Here is a 19,019-nt window from a genome sequence, read left to right on the forward strand (position 1 = left end):
GCTCCGCTTGGAGCGTATTGAACAATTGAAAAAAGATAAATATACATTAGACKAGATTAAAGTAAATCTAAAGACCTGGAGCAAAGTAACGCCTGAAGAGCATGTATCGCAGCGGCTCACCGACTTGCAGCATCAATTAAGCCAACTGGAGCGTCAAGTGAAGGAATTGGAGCCCGATATTAAGAAGCTTAAGCCTAAGCAAGCCAATCAGCTCTATACTCGTCTCGTCCCTCAGACCGCCGCGTGCATCGAGGCGCTTATGCTGCTCATTAATAAAGGACCTTTCATGTAATTCCGAAATCCAAGCTTGCTTGCGCCGATGTCAGTCACCTATGGAGGAATGCATCTATGCTGCTATTTCACCCGATGGATTCAGTCATCCTAATCGCTTTAGCRGTCAGCATCTGGGCTCAATTCCGTGTTAAGGCCACGTTCAACAAATGGTCGCGCATACCTGCCGCGAGAGGCCTCACCGGCTACGAGGCGGCTAGACTGCTGCTCGACAGTAACGGACTGTCGAGTGTTCCTATAGAGCCTGTCAGGGGCTCCCTGACCGACCATTACGATCCGGTACATCGTATTGTACGTTTATCGGAGCCCGTCTATTACGAAAGATCCATATCCGCCGTTTCCGTCGCTTGTCATGAAATCGGACATGCCATTCAACATTCCGTTCATTACCCCATGCTTGTTATCCGTCATCGCATCTTCCCAGTCGTTAACTTCGCATCCGGCACAGCTCCGTTCCTGTTTCTGGCAGGACTATTGTTCACCGCCCCTACTCTTATTGGTATCGGTATTGCTTTCTTCTCGGTTGCCGTTGCTTTCCAGCTCATTACGCTGCCAGTCGAGTTCAATGCCAGCAGCCGAGCGCGCGATCTAATGATTGCAGAGGGCATCATTACGAACGAAGAGGAACGCGGTACAGCTAAGGTGCTGAACGCGGCGGCGCTTACTTATGTAGCGGCAGCGCTTATCTCCTTACTGGAGCTGCTCAAATATATTATGATCTTCACATCTAGGCGCGATGAATAACAAAAAAGGCTTCCTAGGGCAACAAGCAACCCAGGAAGCCTTTCCTATATGATTAGGAATTGTTCTTGCGATCATTAAAATACCGAATAAGAAAGCCATGAAATACTTTGGCAACAAGCGGAAGCTTCTCATTCGAACGGCGAATAAGTCCAATTGTCCTCGTCACCTGCGGGTGGCTGATCCGCACCTTAGCCGGTTGAAGCGGTCCTGTATAATGGAGCGCCAATTCAGGCAGCAAGCTTACTCCCATACCGGCGGCGACGAGCCCGCGAATCGTATCCGTCTCTTCGCCTTCGAACCCGATATTCGGCGTGAATCCAGCCTGCTGGCACGCTTCCCATACAATCGGCCGAAGGGAATAACCTTCACTGAACAGCACGAATGTCTCATGCTCCAGCTGTTTAAGCTCGATTGCCGGTTCATCCGACAGCGGGTGACCCGGAGGCAGAATAGCGTACAGTTCCTCTGTCAGCAACACCTCGCCGCATACGAATTCATGATCGTCAGGAAATGGCGATATAAAGGCCAAATCAATCTCTCCCTTGATCATATCGCGAATGAGTGACGGATACATTCCTTGCTTGAAGCGAAACTTCACGTTCGGATACAGCTTGCGGAATGCCGCAACGACCTGTGGAATCAAAGAAATGCCCAAGCTATGCGGAAAACCAAGCCTGATCTCACCTTTCTCCGGATCCAGAAACTCATGAATTTCCACAACCGCCCGTTCCAAATCGACGAGTATCGCTTCAGCACGCTTTAGAAATAACTGGCCGACCTGGGTCAACTGCAGATTTCTGCCTTTCTGAACGAACAGCTTGACCCCAAGCTCCTCTTCCAGCTGGTGGATTTGACGGCTAACAGCCGATTGCGCAACGTGCAGTTCTTCCGCCGCTTGCGTTACATGTTCTTTTTTTGCTACTTTTACAAAATAATAAAGCTGACGAAGTTCCATCTAGGTTTTTCTCTCTCCTGTCAAGGACCTTTAATTTGATTGTTGTCCTTCCTACACTCCTCTTACCTATCACCCAACGCGCTTCTTGCGCAGCATGCTGCGGTCGAACAAATTGTAGAGAAGAAACCCCGTTACTCCTCCGCCAACATGCCCCCAAAGATCAACCCTTGGGATGAGGAACGAATAGATGACCCCAAATATAAGTATCATGTAGACCGTCTTCCTTGAGCTTTCATCCATCCTTGCTCTTCGGAATAACGATAAATATAGAAACGCACCGAACACGCCATAAATCGCACCTGATGCCCCTACCGCAATATGTGCGCCATYATTCTGCAACGCGTGCACCCAAGCACTCATGACGTCGCCTCCAATACCGCATAGAAGATAGAAAAAGATGTACCTCGACGATCGAAGCAGTCTTTCAAGCGGCGGAGCGAAGATGAGCAGCGAAAACATATTGTAGAGCAAATGCTCTACACCTGAATGCATGAACATGGAGGTCAAATATCGCCAAGGCTCTTGCATACCATACGGATCAACCCCAGGTATGGTTACAAACGCTCCATAATCATAGGCATGGCTTGCATTGTTCGGATTGCCATTGATTGCGATGACAATAAAATACAAGATATTAAGCGCAATAATCGTTGCCGTAACCGGAAATTGCTTCAAGTACTCGCGAAAACTCTCATACCGCAAAAAAATCATTATTTCAGCCCCTTTTTTCCATCCATGAATTGGACAATGTTGTTTCATTACGATTATAATGAATTTGGTATTGACCATTCAAATCGAGGAGGACATTACACATGTCACAGGAACGTACAGGCGTTGCAACATTCAAGGGCAACCCAATTACACTTATCGGCCCGGAACTTAAAGTTGGAGACAAAGCTCCAGACTTCTCCATTAACAAAAACTTGGTTGAAAATGCATCGCTTGCTGACTACGCAGGCAAAGTAAAGCTAATCAGCGTTGTTCCTTCGATCGACACAGGCGTATGCGATGCACAGACGCGCCGCTTCAATGTTGAAGCAGCTTCCTTGGGCGAGAACGTCGCTATTCTAACGGTAAGCGTAGACTTGCCATTCGCTCAGTCGCGCTGGTGCGGCGCGTCCGGCGTTGACAAAGTCGTTCTGCTCTCGGACTACAAAGCGCACAGCTTCGGCGAAGCTTACGGCGTATACATTAAAGAATTGGGTCTCGATATGCGTTCGATCTTCGTAATCGATGCGAACGATACGATCCAATATGTTGAGTACTTGCCAGAAATGACAGAGCACCCGAACTACGAGCAAGCGATTAGCGCTGTCAAAGCCCTTCTATAAGACAAGCGATATTCATCCATAACGCAATAGGCGCATGACCGCAAACAAAGCGAGTGAAGGACATCCTTCCTCGCTTTGTTTTTGATTTTTTAATTAAAACATGTATGTTCGTTAGCTTGATACTTTGAACGCCGAAAGTTTTTTGTCCAGCGTCCGATAGAGGTCTATAATAACCCTATAATTCGATCCGAGGTCGCCCAGCGAGCCGCGCGATGCCGAATAGATGTCGACAGCCGAGGTAAGCGGATTAACGCTGATGACGGAAACGGTAATGTCCATCGTTCTGCCGAATGCTGTACGCTTCTCCAGTACGATCTCTCCTACAGATTGCACCTCATGTAATACCTTGTAGCCCTGCATCTTCTTAAGAGTCGATATAACTTCCTCCCAAGCCTTCTCCTTCGAGAGCTTGTAGAAATGAGATTTCAGCATTGGATCCTTGGCTCTGTCGCCTGTCTGTTCATGACTGCGCAGCAGCCCGATAAAGGTCCGCTTCAACAACAACGATCTCCCCCTCCGAAATCTATGTACATTACTCTCTATGATACCATGATTTGTCCCGAGCGTAAACGGCAGACGCCGTCATTGCGGCGTTAGCTTACGTTTCGCTGAGAATTCTAAGCCAATAATAACGAGGCATCCGTTATTAACTTAGAATTTAAGCGTAAACGATATACGCTATGCTCGCTGGCATTTACTCATGTTTCGTATGAAAAAAGAGCATTCACCGGATCTCTCCGGCAAAAGCTCCCTTTGGTTGAATAAGAAACCCGCCTATGCCGTCCGACTTACATGTTTCTGAACCCTGCTCTCGCAGGTGGGTGTCCGCAGAAACGCTTTTGAGATCCCCTTTCGAGGGCTTGTCAGCCGCGTTCCAATCTAGGTCTCCCGTGAAACAGCCATTGGTTCAAAACAACGAAAAGCCGAAACGAACATCGCAGGATGTATTGTTATTATAGACGTATGCGATGCAAAAGTAAACGCTGACAGGTTGTTATTTGTTGGAGTTGTCCGAATCATGCTTAATCAGATCGACTCGATCAAGTTCTGCCGCTTCCTCTGCCGCTTCTTCCTCAGCAAGCCTTGCTTTCTCGGCTTGGTCTTGGAGCTTCTGGTAAATCAAGTTGAAGTTCCAATACGATAAGTACGCGATGATGCTCCCCATGAAGAACGGAATAAGAAACGTAAATCTCGTGCTGAAGTACAGGACAGCTCCGGCCATAATCGCCGTGGACAAGGAACGGAATGGTCTTCCGATCGTGATCAATACGGCGTTCTTCAGCAATTGAAACGTTTTCATATGATAATGGACGAGCATCGAGAAGAAGTTGAACAGCGATAYGACGAGCAAAATAAGAAATGCGACGAAAATGTACGACAATAGATTTAATTGTTCGCGGTACACGATAAAATCGACAATCATAATAGTGAGCAGCAGCGTATAGATAATACCGCCCAACATACTCTGCTTGTAATTTTCCTTATAGCTGCGGAAATAGGTTTTGAACAACGCAACATCCACTTCACCCGTAACCCACTTACGCGCGACGGCGAACATCGCTGCAGTAGCAGGGAACAACGTGAACGGCGCAACGACAGCCATGAATATAAGTGTCATATACACTTGGCTAAGCATTTCGGCTTCCGTACCCGTTCCAGCAATAAGGAGTGTCCAGGCAAAAAACACAAATGGTATTGAGCAGACCAACCATAATACATTAATTACCGCTAAACGCATAATCCATTCGGAGATTCGGTAAAATCCCCCCATTAGTCCTCTTGGTTCCATTTGATCTGCCTCCAGATAAGTCCATTCTTAAGAATGCAAGGTGAAACGGCTAACTCGTCCTATAAAGCGACGTAAAGCAACGTTTCGCGAAATAAAAAACCAGGGAAACCCGAATGCCCGCCGGGCATAACGGACTTCCCCGGTTTCATTGACCGCGAAGCGCTGGCTGCCTTTGTCTTAGCGCAGCTCATAGCTTAGACACAATTAATTGTTGACGAAACCTTCGCTGCTGCTCTTCGGACGACGGCTGTCGCTGCGGCCTTCACTGCTGCGCTTGCCGCCATAACCGCCGCTTCCGCCACGGCTCTCATAACCGCCGCGCGAGCTGCTGCTACCGCTGCTGCTTCCAGCGCTGCTGCGTCTGTCATCGCGTCCGCGATAACCGCCGCCGCTGCTTCCGCCTGTACCGCCGCTACGGTTGCCGCCATAAGAGGAGGAGGAGCCGCTGCGATTGAATGGACGGCCGTTGGAACGAACATCCGGTCTACGCTTCTTAGCGCGAAGCGGTTCTTCCGGCGTCAATTCGATATCGACGTTCTTCTTCTCGCCAGTCAGCAATTTAATTGCAGCTGCAAGCAGGTGAACCGAATCGTATTGCTCAAGAAGTTGGATCGAGATGGCTTTGTACTCATTGAAATCATCGTTGTTGATGATATCGAGCAAACGCTCCGCTGTTACGCGTTGCTTGCCTTCGATTGCTTCTGCAATGCTAGGAAGCGGCTTGCGGTTCATCTTCTGACGAGTGATTTTCTCGATGAAGTGAAGGTGATCCGTCTCGCGCGGCGTTACGAACGACCATGCTGTTCCTTCTTTGCCTGCGCGGCCAGTACGGCCGATACGGTGAACATAGCTCTCCGGATCTTGCGGAAGGTCAAAGTTGATTACATGCGTTACGCCGGATACGTCGAGACCGCGTGCCGCAACGTCTGTTGCAACAAGTACGTCAATGCTTCCGTCACGGAACTTACGCATAACGCTGTCACGTTGGTTCTGCGACAAGTCGCCATGCAAGCCGTCAGCGGAATAGCCACGCTTCTGAAGCGCTTCGCTCAGCTCATCTACCCGGCGTTTCGTACGGCCGAAGATGATGGCAAGCTCAGGCGATTCCATATCGAGCAGGCGGCTAAGCGCTTCGAACTTTTGACGCTCGTGCACTTCAATGTAAGCTTGCTCGATCGATGGAGCCGTAATTTGTTTCGGGATTACCGAGACATGCTCCGGATTCTTCAGAAATTGTTGTGCAAGCTTCTGGATGTTAGCCGGCATTGTTGCCGAGAACAACATCGTATGACGCTCTTCCGGTACTTGCTTCAGGATCGACTGAATGTCTTCCATGAAGCCCATGTCCAGCATTTCGTCCGCTTCGTCCAAAATAACCGTTTGAACGTCTTCGAGACGAATCGTCTTGCGGTTGATATGGTCGAGCAAACGTCCCGGCGTACCGATAATGATTTGTGGCTTCTTCTTCAATGCACGGATTTGGCGACCGATTTCTTGACCGCCGTAAATCGGCAATGAGCGAAGACCTTTGTATCGAGTCAACTTCCCGATCTCGTCAGCCACCTGAATAGCGAGTTCACGGGTTGGCGTCATTATTAATGCGACAATGCGTTCCTCGCTTGTCGGAATTTTGTTAATGAGCGGTATTCCGAATGCCGCTGTCTTCCCTGTTCCTGTTTGTGCTTGGCCGATAAGATCGGTTCCTGCCAGTGCGATAGGGATCGCTTTGTCTTGAATCGGGGTTGATTCCTCAAATCCAAGTTCAGTAATTGCTTGCAACACCTTAGGTTCCAAGCCAAATTCAGCAAATGTTTTCAAACTTTTCTCAAACTCCTTCTATCTACAGCCTACTTAAGAATATCCAAATCATTATAGCACAGAAACAATTGTGAATACCAGTAAACCAATTAAAGCCATACTACATACGACAAAAAACGGCTTGTCTAGTCTGTTTCAAGGGAGGCGTCCTGACTTGAATCGTCAAATTTTGCAGCATCTATACAACGTTCCAGTCATGACGATCGGAGCGCTGCTCGTTGCAGCAGGCTTCAACTTATTCCTTATTCCGCATCAACTGCTAAGCGGCGGTTTATCTGGCATATCCATGATGATCGGCTACCTTACCGGAGGCAATATCGGCTTGTTATACTTCTTGCTCAATCTGCCCGTACTGCTTTGGGGTTGGTTCGCTGTCGGCCACCGATTTATCATTTGGAGCATTTATATGGTCATTGCGTCTACCTTGTTCCTCCAAATCTTGCCTGTAGTCAAAATCGCCGAAGATATCGTGCTTGGCTCCGTCTTCGGAGGCATTATCGTCGGATTCGGGAGCGGACTTTCGCTTCGTTACGGCGGATCGTCCGGCGGGTTCGACATTATCGCTTCGATCGTAACGCGGAGACGGGACTTTCCGGTTGGCATGATCATATTCGTACTCAATAGCCTCGTCATCGCCATCCTGGTTTTTTTCACAAAAAATTGGGATTTAGCTCTATACTCGCTCGTATCCATCTATACGGCAGGCAAGATTGTCGACATCATCCACGTTCGTCACATTAAAGTTACCGCCTTTATTATTACGACGAAAACCGAGGAGCTTCTGGCGAGACTGCTGACCCATCCTCGCGGAATTACCATTATTAAGACGAAAGGAGCTTACTCTGCGGCTGAGCGCGATATGCTGATGACCGTCAGAACAAGGTACGAATTGTCTGATCTAAGCAAAACCATACGTTCCATCGACCCGCATGCTTTCATTAACATAGTGGAAACCGTAGGCGTAATCGGCGACTTCTCCAAGCCGAAGGATTAAGTATATACGCGAATATGGATTTTATGGAGTATCCCTATGTTTTTGAAAATGATCCTGCTATAATGTGTGTAACCCGTAGTTTAGGTTTCTTTTCCCATAGGATTTCCCCTATCTTTGAACAATCGATCGACGAAAGGGTGATGCTAAGGTGGATTTGGAAACGGTAAAACTGTCTCAAATTGTGGAGAAGCTTGCACCTGAGCTTAGTCCTTTTCTCACGGAACGCGAGATGGACATCAGCATTGTGCTGCGGGACGGACTTGCTGTACTTGAGCCGTCAGACGCGATGGAAATCGTGCAACACAGTATTTGCGAGCATCAAAGAGAAGCTTTCCTGCAATGACAATACGGGATATACAGATTACCCATGCGCCTGTCGAGAACGCTCTCGGCAGGTTTTTTTGTCTTATTAGGAAAATAAATGATGACCCAGCCGCGGAATCTGCTTTATAATTTGGGTACAGAAGAGCTAACGGGGAGAGAACATAGTGGATATCATTCTATCAACTTTACTGCTGCTGTACAATTTGCTAACCGGCTCCGGCGAAGAAAGCATGGCGGCTAAGCAGCTCGCCGCCGCATACATAAACGCTGCCGCAGGTCAGACGATTATACAACCCGACTCTCCCGGCCTAAGCGGGCTTCCCGGCGGAACAGGCGGCATCGCAGCCGTGAAACAAGATCCGCAGCCTGAGGCGCCGGCCATTAAGGGCATTTACGTAACCGCGCACAGCGCAGGCGGAGCACGAATGGAGTCGCTGATTAAGCTTGTCGACAGCACCGAGCTTAACAGCATGGTCATCGACATTAAGGACGATAACGGCTATATTACCTATCCGACAACAACCCCCGAGCTGCTCGAGGTTGGAACCCCTCAGCGGTTCATCGGCAATATCGGAAATTTAATGGCAAGCCTGAAGAAACATGAAATTTATCCGATTGCCCGGATCGTTGTGTTCAAGGATACGGTGCTCGCCCGCAAGAAGCCAGAGCTGTCATTCCTCCACCAGGACGGAACAATATGGAAAAATAATAAAGGCGAGAGCTTCGTGAATCCTTACCGCAAGGAAGTGTGGGACTACAACGTTACGGTCGCCAAGGAAGCGGCCCGACTCGGCTTCAAGGAAATACAGTTCGATTATGTGCGTTTCCCTGAAGGCTTCGATAAGAAGGCGGATTCACTCACCTTTACGAAGTCGGAACTTAGCCGCGTTGACGCAGTCGCCGGCTTCGTCAAATACGCAAGAGAACAGCTCGAGCCGCTCGGCGTTCGCGTATCGGTCGATATCTTCGGGTATGCGGCCTCCGTATCGGCAGCGGAAGGAATCGGACAAGACTTCGTGAAAATATCGAATGACGTGCATGTCATCTCGCCGATGATCTACCCGAGCCATTACAGTACAGGCTGGTTCAAGCAGAAGTATCCCGATCTAAGCCCCTACGCCGTTATCAAGGGCGCTATGGAGGATACGCATAAGAAGCTTGAAGGCACGGCGGAGCTGAAACCGATCATTCGGCCATGGATTCAAGACTTCACTGCTAGCTGGCTCGGCAAAGGCCAATTCATGAAATATGGCAAAGCGGAGGTCGAAGCGCAAATCAAGGCATTGCACGACTCGAACGTTAACGAGTACCTGCTGTGGAATGCAGGCAATAAGTATTCGCCGAACGTCGATTACAAATGAACCAAACCAAAAAGGCTGCACTCTTCATCCTCCGGATGTTGAGTGCAGCCTTTTATGCTGTGTGAACAAAGCTCTTATTGCGATAGACGAAGCGCCAGCTCGTACATGTCCATGTTGAAAGGCTTCTTGGAATTGACGACAGTATCGATGTCTGTCGTCACAAGCTCGCCGCGAACGACGCCGCATGCTTTGCCAGATATGCCAGCCATCAGCTGGCTAACGGCAAAGTCGCCTAAGCGGCTTGCAAGAATACGATCAACAGCGGTTGGCGTGCCGCCGCGCTGAATATGTCCAAGTACCGTAACACGGGGCTCGATGCCGCAACAATCGGTAATTTTCTGCGACACGTCCTCCCCTTTGCCAGCGCCTTCCGCAACAACGATAATACTGTGGCGTTTGCCTTTGGCAAAGTTTGTTTTCATACGATCTGCAACCTCGTTCAGATCGAACGGAACTTCAGGAACAAGAATCGTCTCCGCACCGCTAGCAAGACCAGCGTGCAAAGCAATATCGCCGCAATGGCGTCCCATAACCTCGACAATCGATGAACGCTCGTGCGAAGACATCGTATCGCGGATTTTGTTAATAGCATCGACAACGATGCTTACAGCCGTATCGAAACCAATCGTCATATCCGTGAACGGAATGTCATTATCGATCGTTCCCGGCAAACCCATCGTCTTAATGCCGAGCTTGCTCAGCTTGTTCGCGCCTTGGTATGAGCCGTCTCCGCCGATAACGACAAGACCGTCAATTCCTCTTGCCCGAAGCACTTCCGCGCCGCGTTGCTGACCTTCCGCCGTCATAAACTCCTTGCAGCGAGCCGTTTGCAGAATCGTGCCGCCGCGTTGAATAATATCGCCTACGCTGCGTAAATCCATTTGGCGCAAATCGTCGTTAAGCAACCCTTGGTAACCCCGTTGTACACCGTATACGTCTAGCCCATGGAACAGCGCGCTCCGCACGACAGCACGGACAGCCGCGTTCATTCCTTGAGAATCTCCTCCACTTGTCAGTACAGCGATTGATTTGACTGCAGACATGTTTCATTCCTCCACTTTCACTGTGTAATTGTATTGGTTATAATATCAAGCTTGTTTTTTCCTAATCCAAATGCTGTTGACAAGGAAAAACAGGCGTGTAAGCGGACTGTTCTTCATTAGCCTGCGCGAGATGTCTCTCACCGGCGGCTGATGCCGCACCTTCGGATCCGATAAGTACAGCGCAAGCAGCCCTTCAATAATCAGGCGATGAAAGCGCGAAGCGGGCAGCCCCTTCACATCCTCACGCGCTCTAGCAACAATCATGCTTAACCGATCAACGAGCAGACTATCATTATCATAATAGTTGCAAAAGTTTAGATCGCCGCCCTCTTGATCTTCTTCCTGATCAATCAGGTAATCAAGCAAAATATGCAGAGCACAAACGTGCGGGAAATAACCGCTCTTAATCGCGGCAGCATCGACAGAGGACAACTTGTCCTCTGTCGCCGCCAGGAACAGCATGAACATCCCAAGCGTGGAGCCTGTAGCAGCGGCAAACTCATTCCACTTCAGGTCCGGGCAACTGCTCATCTGCTTCTCCCACCAACTCAGCAGCATCGGCTCACGTTCATCCTTACGAATATGCTTATAGACTTGCAAGTCGCTATAAAGCGCAACAAGCTCGGTAACATAAGGCTCGACGCTCGAATAGGAAGGCAAGCTAGACGCCATTCGTTGGCAGGTTAGCACCAAATGATGCAGATAACCGCCGTCGTTGTTTTCTTTACGATACTTGTAATAATCTTGAAGCGGAGCTGCGGGATTAACCGCATCCAGCATCGATTGATGAAGCTGACGGAAGTCATCAGGATCAAGCGATGTGCTTCGGTCGCATAGATTGTCCAAATAATCGCTAATCGTCTGGAGTGATACAATTAGCGGAATCAAAATATGTCGATGCTCCAGACTTGCGATTGCATATACGGCGCCGCCTTGGCAATGAAACTTTTTGCTTTCCATACTGCTTAGAGCCTGACTCCTAAGCTCCTCGTCGGGGATAGCCTCTGCGCGAGCGCGAAGCAGCTTCAGCTCCTTCTCAACACCTGGCAGCACATATTTGTATACGCGATGCATGAGCTTTATCGGGCTCTGGGGCACGCGTYCGCTTGAAAGAGTCGTTACACGCAAGATGGGATCCTCCTCGAACTCCATTTCATGAATGCCAACGAGATTCCATCTCTTGATTAATTCGGTACCATATATGCAATTCGTTAATCCGGCTTGCATATTCGGCAATTTCATAGTTCAATTCGCAGCATTTATCAAAATCATGCTCCTCGAACAGCTCTGCCTGCTTCCCGTTAATCAATCGTTCGAATTCGATGACGCGATCCGGAATCGTTCCCCTTATCGACTCCCATTGCTCAATGATTTTCATTTGCTCGGATACTTCGTATTGCTCCCAATCCCTCTCAAGGATGGGAAGGCTAATGCGAAGCCGTTCGTTCCAATCAAATCGATACTCCCCCATTGTAAACCTCCACATCTAAATGTACCATTTCGATACACAATAATCCAGCTTCAAAAATCAAATTGGTCGGTTTCCAGAGCCATGCTATAATTAATGACGATTAAGCAATCGTATAGAGATGGAGTGAGACTTACACCAATGGAAACTTCCGGAACTTCCGAGGCTGATAGACCGGCAACCTCAGCCACAGCCCGCAAAGAAATTTTTGCACTGCGAACGTATACGTTTTTCTCCTATTCGACAGCCGCGATGATCGTGTCCTTCATACCGCTGTATTTTTTAGAGCGCGGTTACTCGGAGCAGCAGATCGGCATTATTTATGCGATCGGCCCGCTTATGTCGATCTTCGCCAACATTTTATTCGGCATGGCGAGCGACAAGCTGAGAACGATTAAGAAGCTGCTCATACTGCTCCTGTTCGGCCAGCTCGTCATGATATCGATCCTGCTTCCAGTTGAACATTTTGCGGTCGTCTGCCTCGTTATGATGGGTTTTTATTTTTTTCAGACGCCAATTAACCYGCTGACAGACAGCCTTATCCTGTTATCCAGTCAATATACCGGCAAACCTTATGCTCTTATTCGTATATTCGGTTCACTTGGTTTTGCAGCAACTGCCTATTCACTTGGACTCATATTGAAGCAAATTGGGTCAAACTGGACGATGCCCCTCGCATTGTTGACGATTGCGATTACGCTTTGTCTTGTTTTTGGACTGAAGGACTACCAGGCGACTTCACGCAAAATGGATTTTTCCGGTTTCTTCAAGCTGCTGCGGCAGCGTAATATCGTTATCTTCTTTCTGCTCGTCTTGGCGATCTCGATTCCTCACCGAATGAATGAGGGCTTCTTGGCTGTAACGATGAGGCACTTAGGGGCAAGCGACTCCTTAGTTGGCCTGTCATGGCTTATGTCCTCGCTAAGCGAGATTCCGGTTCTGTTCCTGCTCGGCAAATATGGTCATAAGTTCAAGGAACTTCCGCTCCTTATGATTGCTTCGATTATGTATGCGGTCCGCTTATGGTTCGTAAGCGATATTCAAGATCCGAGATGGGCGCTTGCAGCTCAAGCGATGCACAGCATCACGTTCGGCATTTATTTCTCGACGGCGCTTCGTTACATTTCTAGAATTATCCCCGACGAATTCCGCGCATCTGGTCAAGCGGTATATGCCGTCGTATGGACAGGACTTGCCGGCGCAATTAGCGGCTTCTTCGGAGGATTCATCTACGAGCAGTTCGGCAGGGAAAGCTTCTTCCGAATGGGCTCCATCATTGCGATGGTCGCGGCGGTAGGGTTCTTTGCGAAATATTATTATAGTGATGAGCGGTAGCGGGTTACTGCCATAATAAGAAAAAGCGGCTGAGCGAGGGATAAGTCCCCAYGTTCAGCCGCTTCTTTGTTATACCTTACAGATGTAACACGGTCATACCCTATTATAAGAAGCGTCGATCTTATAATTTAATGACGTTGGCCGCTTGAGCCCCGCGGTTACCCTCAGTAATGTCAAACTCGACCGCTTGACCTTCTTCAAGCGCCTTGAACCCTTCGCTTTGAATGGCGGAGTAATGTACGAATACATCTTCTCCATTGTCGACTTGGATAAAGCCGTAACCCTTCTCTGCATTAAACCATTTAACTGTACCTTTCAATTGAACAACCTCCTAAAGATGACCGCCGTTATTAACGGCGAGTAGAATCATTATAGCGATAACTTTAGGCGATTGCAATTAATGTGAAATCCGTATAAAATCGCTTTTTTTAGGTATAAAAGGAAGCTTGGAGGGCAATAATTGTACGTTGCCTCCGTTCGCCCGGGTAAAGGTCAATAGCTCATCTAATTGGGCGAATGGCTCCCAGTTCAGCGCTTGCAACGGATAGATGCGAATCTGGCCGCCTTTCTTCGTAACACGCATTAACTCGGCAATCGCCTGCTTATGGAACTCAAGGCCGAATTGCTCCGCATATAAAAATAAGAAATGGCTGCACAGCACAAGCGAAAATGTTCCATCCGCGAAAGGCAGATTCGGAAGTTTGCCTGACACATAGGAGGATTGTCCACTCGGGTCATTCACATCCGTTTCGAACTTCAATAACGATGCCTCTCGTCCGGCACGATGCTGATCGATCGAGCCGTAATAGCTCCAATCGAATATATCAGCGAGTTTGGCAAGCTTTGCAGTAGAAGTGCCAATCTCTTCTCTGGCCTCTTCGACCCATCTCGTCACGTCGTTCCCATATCGCGGATCAACCGCGCATGCCTCATAACCTCTTGCTTTAGCCTCTGCCGTGAAAGAGGAACCCCCTGCCGCAACATCCAGTACAGGACCGCATGCAAGGTCACTCTCATTCAGATCGAACATTCGGATATATTCCTCATATCCTCTGCAGGTCATAGCGACCCCAATCTGCTCATACTTTACTTGACTCATCTTGACACTCTCCTCGTCTCGTCTCATCTAATCTCTTCTCATCTGAACTCATCTCATGCCAGTCGTCTAATCGCTGACACCGTATTATTGCTTAACGATGTTGCTTTATAGCTTGTGATTTGGCATGATGTTAACTATACCATAATTAACTATTCGAAGGTGGAAAATTTATGTTCAAAAAGCACGAAATTTACAAAACAGACAAATACAATATGCTGACTGTCGAGGTTCAAGGCAAAACATTGATCGTCAGAGAAATTTCCGACCAATGGGGTGAGGACTGCCATACATTCGTCAGCCGCCCGGAAATGCTGCATTGGGCCGAGAACCGCTTCCGTCCTTCCGACTTCGTCGGCAAGGAAGACGWGCTTGCCGCTATTATGGCTGCATTCAAAGAAGTGTAAGTTAAAGGATTAATCAGCAGCAGGAAAAAATGTCCTATGCGGCGAACATAACGTTACAAGCGTCCGCATAGGTAACGATAAAGCACAAGCAAGCTTCGATTTGCGCACCGCATCATGATGCTTGTCGCTTGAATAGAGGAGGAGCAGCTTCGGGATGGATCCAACAGCTACTATTATTTTCATCATTGCTTCCTTTGTCCTTGGGGGCCTTGTTGTCTTGAAGAAGGATACATTGTCGCCTGGTTTGCGCCGCGGCATGGCCATCTTCTCGATTATTTTCATCGCATTCGCTTTTTTCCTTATTGTGTATGCGTTCTTTACAATGGGCTCCGCTTAATCTAAGCGGTTGTTACATATTCACGGGGGCGCCCGGGCATGTTAATGGAAAACTGTGCCTGAGGTGATTAACGGGTGAAATGGCTCCCATTGCTTGTAGCTTTAAGCTTAATACCCGGCAACGGAGCAGCTCACGCATATGCGAGCACGAAGCCAAACTCCGAAGCCAAGCCGCAATCTACTTTTTCGATACCAAGGAGGAGTTCGATGAATCACGTTCCGAAACGTTCCGAATCCGCGCCAGAAACAACATGGAAGCTGGAGGATCTCTTCGCGAATCAAGCAGCATGGGATAGCGAGTTCGCGGAAGCGAAGAGTTTGATTAAGAAAGCAGCCGCTTTCGAAGGCAAGCTTGCCGACCCTGCTCAGCTCAAAGCTTGCTTCGAGCTAGAGGATGAATTGTCGCTGCATGTTGAACGCCTGTACGTATACGCGAATATGAAGCATCACGAGGATACGGCAGAGCCTGTGTACCAAGCTCTCTCCGACAAATCGAAGAAGCTTAGCGTCGAAACCGGCGAAGCGCTGTCCTACATTACACCTGAGGTGCTTGGGTTATCCGATAATGATCTTGAAGCGATGATTGGCAACGAGTCGCTTGCGAAGTTCCGTCATACGCTGGAAGAAATGCGCCGTCAGAAAGCGCATGTGCTATCGAAGAACGAGGAAGCGCTGCTTGCTCAAGTGGGCAACGTCAGCTCCGCTCCCGGCACGATCTTCGGCATGCTGAACAATGCGGACTTWAAATTCCCTAAAGTGAAAAACGAGGACGGCGAAGAAGTCGAGCTGACGCATGGCCGTTACATACAGTTTCTCGAAAGCAAAAATCAAGACGTTAGACGTGATGCGTTCAAAGCAATGTACGATACGTACGGCAAGCTGAGAAACACGCTCGCTTCTACTTTGGGCGCTAACGTAACCAAAAATATTTTTTATGCCAAAGCGCGTAAATACGATTCTGCACTCGATATGTCTCTCTATGGCGACAACATCCCGCAGTCCGTCTATACGAATCTCATTGATACGATCCATAAGCATCTCCCGCTGATGCACCGCTATATGGACCTTCGCAAGAAGCTGTTAGGCCTTGAAGAGCTTCATATGTACGATCTGTTTGCTCCGCTCGTTGAGGAGTTCAAGATGGACATTACGTATGACGAAGCGAAGAAAACGATCAAAGAAAGCTTGAAACCTCTGGGCGAGGATTACCTGAACGTGCTGCAAGACGGCTTCGATAACGGCTGGATCGACGTGTATGAGAACGAAGGCAAGCGCAGCGGCGCTTACAGCTGGGGAGCTTTCGGCACGCATCCTTACGTATTGTTGAACCATAACGACAACTTGAACAGCATGTTCACGCTCACCCATGAGATGGGCCATGCGCTTCATTCCTATTACTCTGACAACAATCAGAACTATCGGGATGCGCAATATACGATCTTTCTAGCAGAAGTGGCATCCACGCTGAACGAAGCGCTGCTGATGGACTATATGTTGAAGAAATCGACCGATCCGAAGGAAAAAATGTACCTGCTTACGTATTATGCGGATCAATTCCGTACGACGGTGTTCCGCCAGACGATGTTCGCCGAGTTCGAGAAAATCGTTCACGAGCGCGTCGAGCAAGGCGAGTCGCTGACCCCGCAGGAGCTGAACAAAATCTATTACGACCTGAACGTCCACTATTACGGACCGGGAATGGTCATTGACAAAGATATCGAGATGGAATGGGCGCGAATTCCGCATTTCTACAACAGCTTCTATGTGTACAAATACGCGACGGGCTTCTCCGCGGCGACGAGCTTCTCGAAGCAAATTCTTGAAGAAGGGTTACCTGCCGTCGATCGTTACCTCGGCTTCCTGAAGAGCGGGGGCAGCGACTTCTCGATCAACATCTTGAAGAAAGCCGGCGTAGACATGTCTTCGCCAGAGCCGATCGAGCAAGCGATGAGCGTGTTCGAAGAGCTGATCGGACAGATGGAGCAGTTGACGAAGTAACATTGATTGGGCATAAAAAGGGACTATCCGAGAGCCGCAAAGCGTCTACCGGATAGTCCCTTTGTTTTGTTGCGGGCGCGGCGGCTAGAGAAGCGCCGCGCCTAGCATGAAGCCGAGCAAGCCGGCGAACAAGGACGACAGGAGGTTCACCCTGTCGTTGTTCAGCCAGGCGAAGCCGCGCACGAGCTCGGCCGCGCCGCCGCAATGGGCGGCGCGCTCGGTGACGCTGCCGCAGGTCCGGCAGCGGTACATGGCCTGGCCGGTGGCGCCGAGCAGCGAGTCGGCGAAGGCCCCTGCCAGGCCTGCGGCGGCCGCGGCGGCGATGTATGCCGCGGCGGCGCCGAAGGGCGAGCCCGCAGCAGCATGCGCAGGCTGCTGCGTGGCCGCCAGCAGCAGCGCGGCAACGGCGCCGATGAACACGGCGCCTGCGAGCGCTGCTGCGCTGCCGAGCGGCGTGACTCCGCCGCTCGTGCCAGCCGCTACGCGCTTGCCGCTCACGATCATGCGCGGCGCGCTGCGGCTGAGGGCGCCGATTTCCGTCGCCCACGTATCCGCGTTCACGGCGGCCATGACGCCGACGTACGCGAACAGCCAGCCCTCATGCGGCCATATGTAATGGGCCGCGCACAGCAACAGCCCCGCTCCGCCGTTCGCCCACACTTGTCCGGCGTCGCGCCTGCCGGTCTTCTCGTACTTCGCTTCCGCCTCCGCTTTCGCCCGATGCTTGCGCTTATACTTCGACAGCGCCGAAGACGATATGAAGAAAGCAATCAGTACGCCGAACCATATGGGCTCGCCAAACGTCACGAAGCCTGTCCCCATCACGAGCGCCGACCATGCCCCTGAGAGGGATAATGATCGCGCCTTATATGCCGCGGCAGCAGCAAGGCTGCTGCATAGGAAACCAACGAGCAGCCTTAACCACCATTCATCCACCAGACCTACCATTGCAGCCACTGCGAAACGCTGGACAATCTCGTCTTGCGATGCAACGCCTCGCGCCACCTTTCCGGATAATTCGTGCATATCATCAGATTCGGATCAAGCTCGGTCAGCTTGCGGATCGTCCGCTCATCATTGGCCGTCCAAGCCATCGTCTGAATACCTGATTCATTCAATAGCGCCATGCGCTCCTTATTAAGCCGCGAGTAGCCGATGGATAAGAAATCAGCGCCAAGCTCCTCCAGCTCTTTCGGAAGCGAATTCCGCCATGCGTCTAGAATAAGTCCAGTCCTAACCTCGCCGCTAAGCTTACGCGCATTGTACAACGTACCTTCATGGAACGAAGTCAATACAACCTCTTTTACCGCGTCGAAAGCATAGATACGCTCCAGCACTTTCTCCTCCAGCATCGGATACCGAATACCGTCCGTCTTAAGCTCGATATTGAGCTTGCAATGTCCGATTGATTCACGAAGCACGTCATCGAGCGTCGGAATCGGTTCTCCTTGATATTTTTGCGAGAACCAATGTCCGGCATCCAGCTGCGCCAGCTCCGCTGCCGTCCAATCCTTCACATCGCCTTTGCCGTTCGTCGTACGTCTTAGCTTATAATCGTGGATAACGACCGGCACATAATCCTTCGAAAGCTGTACATCGATTTCAATCCATTCAATGTCCGGCTCGGCGATTGCCAAACGAATCGCAGCCATCGTATTTTCCGGCGCGCGGCCCGACCAGCCTCGATGCGCTACGCACGGATTTCTCATTATGCACTCATCCTTTCGGA

22 protein-coding genes and 1 other RNA gene are annotated in these 19,019 nt (G+C 49.8%); 10 read left to right on the plus strand and 13 right to left on the minus strand.

Features of this window, described 5'->3' with window-relative positions:
- Positions 1-292: MerR family transcriptional regulator (locus AB4Z33_RS14175; protein ID WP_442050527.1), on the plus strand; the 292-nt coding region annotated here is incomplete at its 5' end.
- A 56-nt stretch (positions 293-348) separates the two neighbouring features.
- Complete coding sequence (locus AB4Z33_RS14180) at positions 349-1,035, plus strand: zinc metallopeptidase (RefSeq protein WP_442050528.1); 687 nt, start codon at positions 349-351, stop codon at positions 1,033-1,035.
- Positions 1,036-1,087: 52 nt separating this feature from the next.
- Here AB4Z33_RS14180 and AB4Z33_RS14185 read toward each other — a convergent pair whose 3' ends face one another.
- Both AB4Z33_RS14185 and AB4Z33_RS14190 read right to left on the minus strand, forming a co-directional pair.
- Positions 1,088-1,990 (minus strand): LysR family transcriptional regulator, encoded by a 903-nt coding sequence (locus AB4Z33_RS14185; protein WP_442050529.1) that lies wholly within the window; start codon positions 1,988-1,990, stop codon positions 1,088-1,090.
- A 69-nt stretch (positions 1,991-2,059) separates the two neighbouring features.
- Positions 2,060-2,701, minus strand: coding sequence for a rhomboid family intramembrane serine protease (locus AB4Z33_RS14190; RefSeq protein WP_442050530.1), 642 nt, complete (start codon positions 2,699-2,701; stop codon positions 2,060-2,062).
- A gap of 101 nt (positions 2,702-2,802) precedes the next feature.
- Between AB4Z33_RS14190 and tpx the strand changes: the two genes are divergently transcribed.
- Complete coding sequence (gene tpx, locus AB4Z33_RS14195; RefSeq protein ID WP_442050531.1) at positions 2,803-3,321, plus strand: thiol peroxidase; 519 nt, start codon at positions 2,803-2,805, stop codon at positions 3,319-3,321.
- A 111-nt stretch (positions 3,322-3,432) separates the two neighbouring features.
- On the opposite strand, the gene AB4Z33_RS14200 is transcribed toward tpx, so the two are convergent.
- The 4 genes from AB4Z33_RS14200 to AB4Z33_RS14215 all read right to left on the minus strand — a co-directional run bounded on the left by AB4Z33_RS14200 (position 3,433) and on the right by AB4Z33_RS14215 (position 6,928).
- Positions 3,433-3,822, minus strand: coding sequence for a DUF1499 domain-containing protein (locus tag AB4Z33_RS14200; RefSeq protein WP_337101519.1), 390 nt, complete (start codon positions 3,820-3,822; stop codon positions 3,433-3,435).
- Positions 3,823-4,084: 262 nt separating this feature from the next.
- A non-coding RNA gene (gene ssrS / locus AB4Z33_RS14205) (6S RNA) lies at positions 4,085-4,268 on the minus strand.
- 47 nt (positions 4,269-4,315) lie between these two features.
- Positions 4,316-5,110: a YesL family protein gene (locus tag AB4Z33_RS14210; protein ID WP_442050532.1), complete on the minus strand. Its 795-nt coding sequence runs from the start codon at positions 5,108-5,110 to the stop codon at positions 4,316-4,318.
- 204 nt (positions 5,111-5,314) lie between these two features.
- A complete protein-coding gene (locus AB4Z33_RS14215) occupies positions 5,315-6,928 on the minus strand; it encodes a DEAD/DEAH box helicase (protein ID WP_337101517.1) in 1,614 nt (537 codons plus the stop codon).
- A 196-nt stretch (positions 6,929-7,124) separates the two neighbouring features.
- Here AB4Z33_RS14215 and AB4Z33_RS14220 point away from each other — a divergent pair, with 196 nt between their 5' ends.
- From AB4Z33_RS14220 to AB4Z33_RS14230, 3 genes are all read left to right on the plus strand, one after another.
- Positions 7,125-7,922: a YitT family protein gene (locus tag AB4Z33_RS14220; protein ID WP_442050596.1), complete on the plus strand. Its 798-nt coding sequence runs from the start codon at positions 7,125-7,127 to the stop codon at positions 7,920-7,922.
- 148 nt (positions 7,923-8,070) lie between these two features.
- The gene (locus AB4Z33_RS14225) at positions 8,071-8,265 is read left to right on the plus strand and encodes a hypothetical protein (protein WP_337101516.1); all 195 of its coding nucleotides are present in this window, start codon (positions 8,071-8,073) and stop codon (positions 8,263-8,265) included.
- Positions 8,266-8,410: 145 nt separating this feature from the next.
- Positions 8,411-9,607 (plus strand): putative glycoside hydrolase, encoded by a 1,197-nt coding sequence (locus AB4Z33_RS14230; RefSeq protein WP_442050533.1) that lies wholly within the window; start codon positions 8,411-8,413, stop codon positions 9,605-9,607.
- Between the two features lie 74 nt (positions 9,608-9,681).
- Here the strand turns inward: AB4Z33_RS14230 and pfkA are convergent, their stop codons facing one another.
- The 3 genes from pfkA to AB4Z33_RS14245 form a co-directional block, all read right to left on the minus strand.
- A complete protein-coding gene (gene pfkA / locus AB4Z33_RS14235; protein WP_337101514.1) occupies positions 9,682-10,650 on the minus strand; it encodes a 6-phosphofructokinase in 969 nt (322 codons plus the stop codon).
- Between the two features lie 45 nt (positions 10,651-10,695).
- Entirely contained in the window at positions 10,696-11,724 is a 1,029-nt protein-coding gene (locus AB4Z33_RS14240) for a tetraprenyl-beta-curcumene synthase family protein (protein WP_442050597.1), read from the minus strand.
- 79 nt (positions 11,725-11,803) lie between these two features.
- On the minus strand, positions 11,804-12,121 hold the full coding sequence (locus AB4Z33_RS14245; protein ID WP_337101513.1) for a hypothetical protein: 318 nt from the start codon (positions 12,119-12,121) through the stop codon (positions 11,804-11,806).
- Positions 12,122-12,214: 93 nt separating this feature from the next.
- Between AB4Z33_RS14245 and AB4Z33_RS14250 the strand changes: the two genes are divergently transcribed.
- Positions 12,215-13,453, plus strand: coding sequence for an MFS transporter (locus tag AB4Z33_RS14250; RefSeq protein ID WP_442050534.1), 1,239 nt, complete (start codon positions 12,215-12,217; stop codon positions 13,451-13,453).
- Positions 13,454-13,574: 121 nt separating this feature from the next.
- On the opposite strand, the gene AB4Z33_RS14255 is transcribed toward AB4Z33_RS14250, so the two are convergent.
- Together AB4Z33_RS14255 and AB4Z33_RS14260 are read right to left on the minus strand one after the other, a co-directional pair.
- The gene (locus AB4Z33_RS14255; RefSeq protein WP_307202019.1) at positions 13,575-13,772 is read right to left on the minus strand and encodes a cold-shock protein; all 198 of its coding nucleotides are present in this window, start codon (positions 13,770-13,772) and stop codon (positions 13,575-13,577) included.
- 78 nt (positions 13,773-13,850) lie between these two features.
- The gene (locus tag AB4Z33_RS14260; protein WP_442050535.1) at positions 13,851-14,552 is read right to left on the minus strand and encodes a methyltransferase domain-containing protein; all 702 of its coding nucleotides are present in this window, start codon (positions 14,550-14,552) and stop codon (positions 13,851-13,853) included.
- A gap of 170 nt (positions 14,553-14,722) precedes the next feature.
- Here AB4Z33_RS14260 and AB4Z33_RS14265 point away from each other — a divergent pair, with 170 nt between their 5' ends.
- From AB4Z33_RS14265 to pepF, 3 genes are all read left to right on the plus strand, one after another.
- Positions 14,723-14,956, plus strand: coding sequence for a hypothetical protein (locus AB4Z33_RS14265; protein WP_442050536.1), 234 nt, complete (start codon positions 14,723-14,725; stop codon positions 14,954-14,956).
- Positions 14,957-15,110: 154 nt separating this feature from the next.
- On the plus strand, positions 15,111-15,293 hold the full coding sequence (locus AB4Z33_RS14270; RefSeq protein WP_442050537.1) for a hypothetical protein: 183 nt from the start codon (positions 15,111-15,113) through the stop codon (positions 15,291-15,293).
- 206 nt (positions 15,294-15,499) lie between these two features.
- Entirely contained in the window at positions 15,500-17,290 is a 1,791-nt protein-coding gene (gene pepF / locus AB4Z33_RS14275) for an oligoendopeptidase F (protein WP_442050538.1), read from the plus strand.
- Positions 17,291-17,374: 84 nt separating this feature from the next.
- On the opposite strand, the gene AB4Z33_RS14280 is transcribed toward pepF, so the two are convergent.
- Together AB4Z33_RS14280 and AB4Z33_RS14285 are read right to left on the minus strand one after the other, a co-directional pair.
- Positions 17,375-18,238 carry a DUF92 domain-containing protein gene (locus AB4Z33_RS14280; protein WP_442050539.1) on the minus strand — a complete coding sequence of 288 codons (864 nt, stop codon included), beginning with the start codon at positions 18,236-18,238 and terminating at the stop codon, positions 17,375-17,377.
- On the minus strand, positions 18,232-18,999 hold the full coding sequence (locus AB4Z33_RS14285) for a glycerophosphodiester phosphodiesterase (RefSeq protein ID WP_442050540.1): 768 nt from the start codon (positions 18,997-18,999) through the stop codon (positions 18,232-18,234). The genes AB4Z33_RS14280 and AB4Z33_RS14285 overlap by 7 nt, the downstream gene beginning before the upstream one ends.
- Between the last annotated feature and the right edge of the window lie 20 nt (positions 19,000-19,019).

This window comes from Paenibacillus sp. 2TAB19, from assembly GCF_052115185.1.
GTDB lineage: Bacteria > Bacillota > Bacilli > Paenibacillales > Paenibacillaceae > Pristimantibacillus.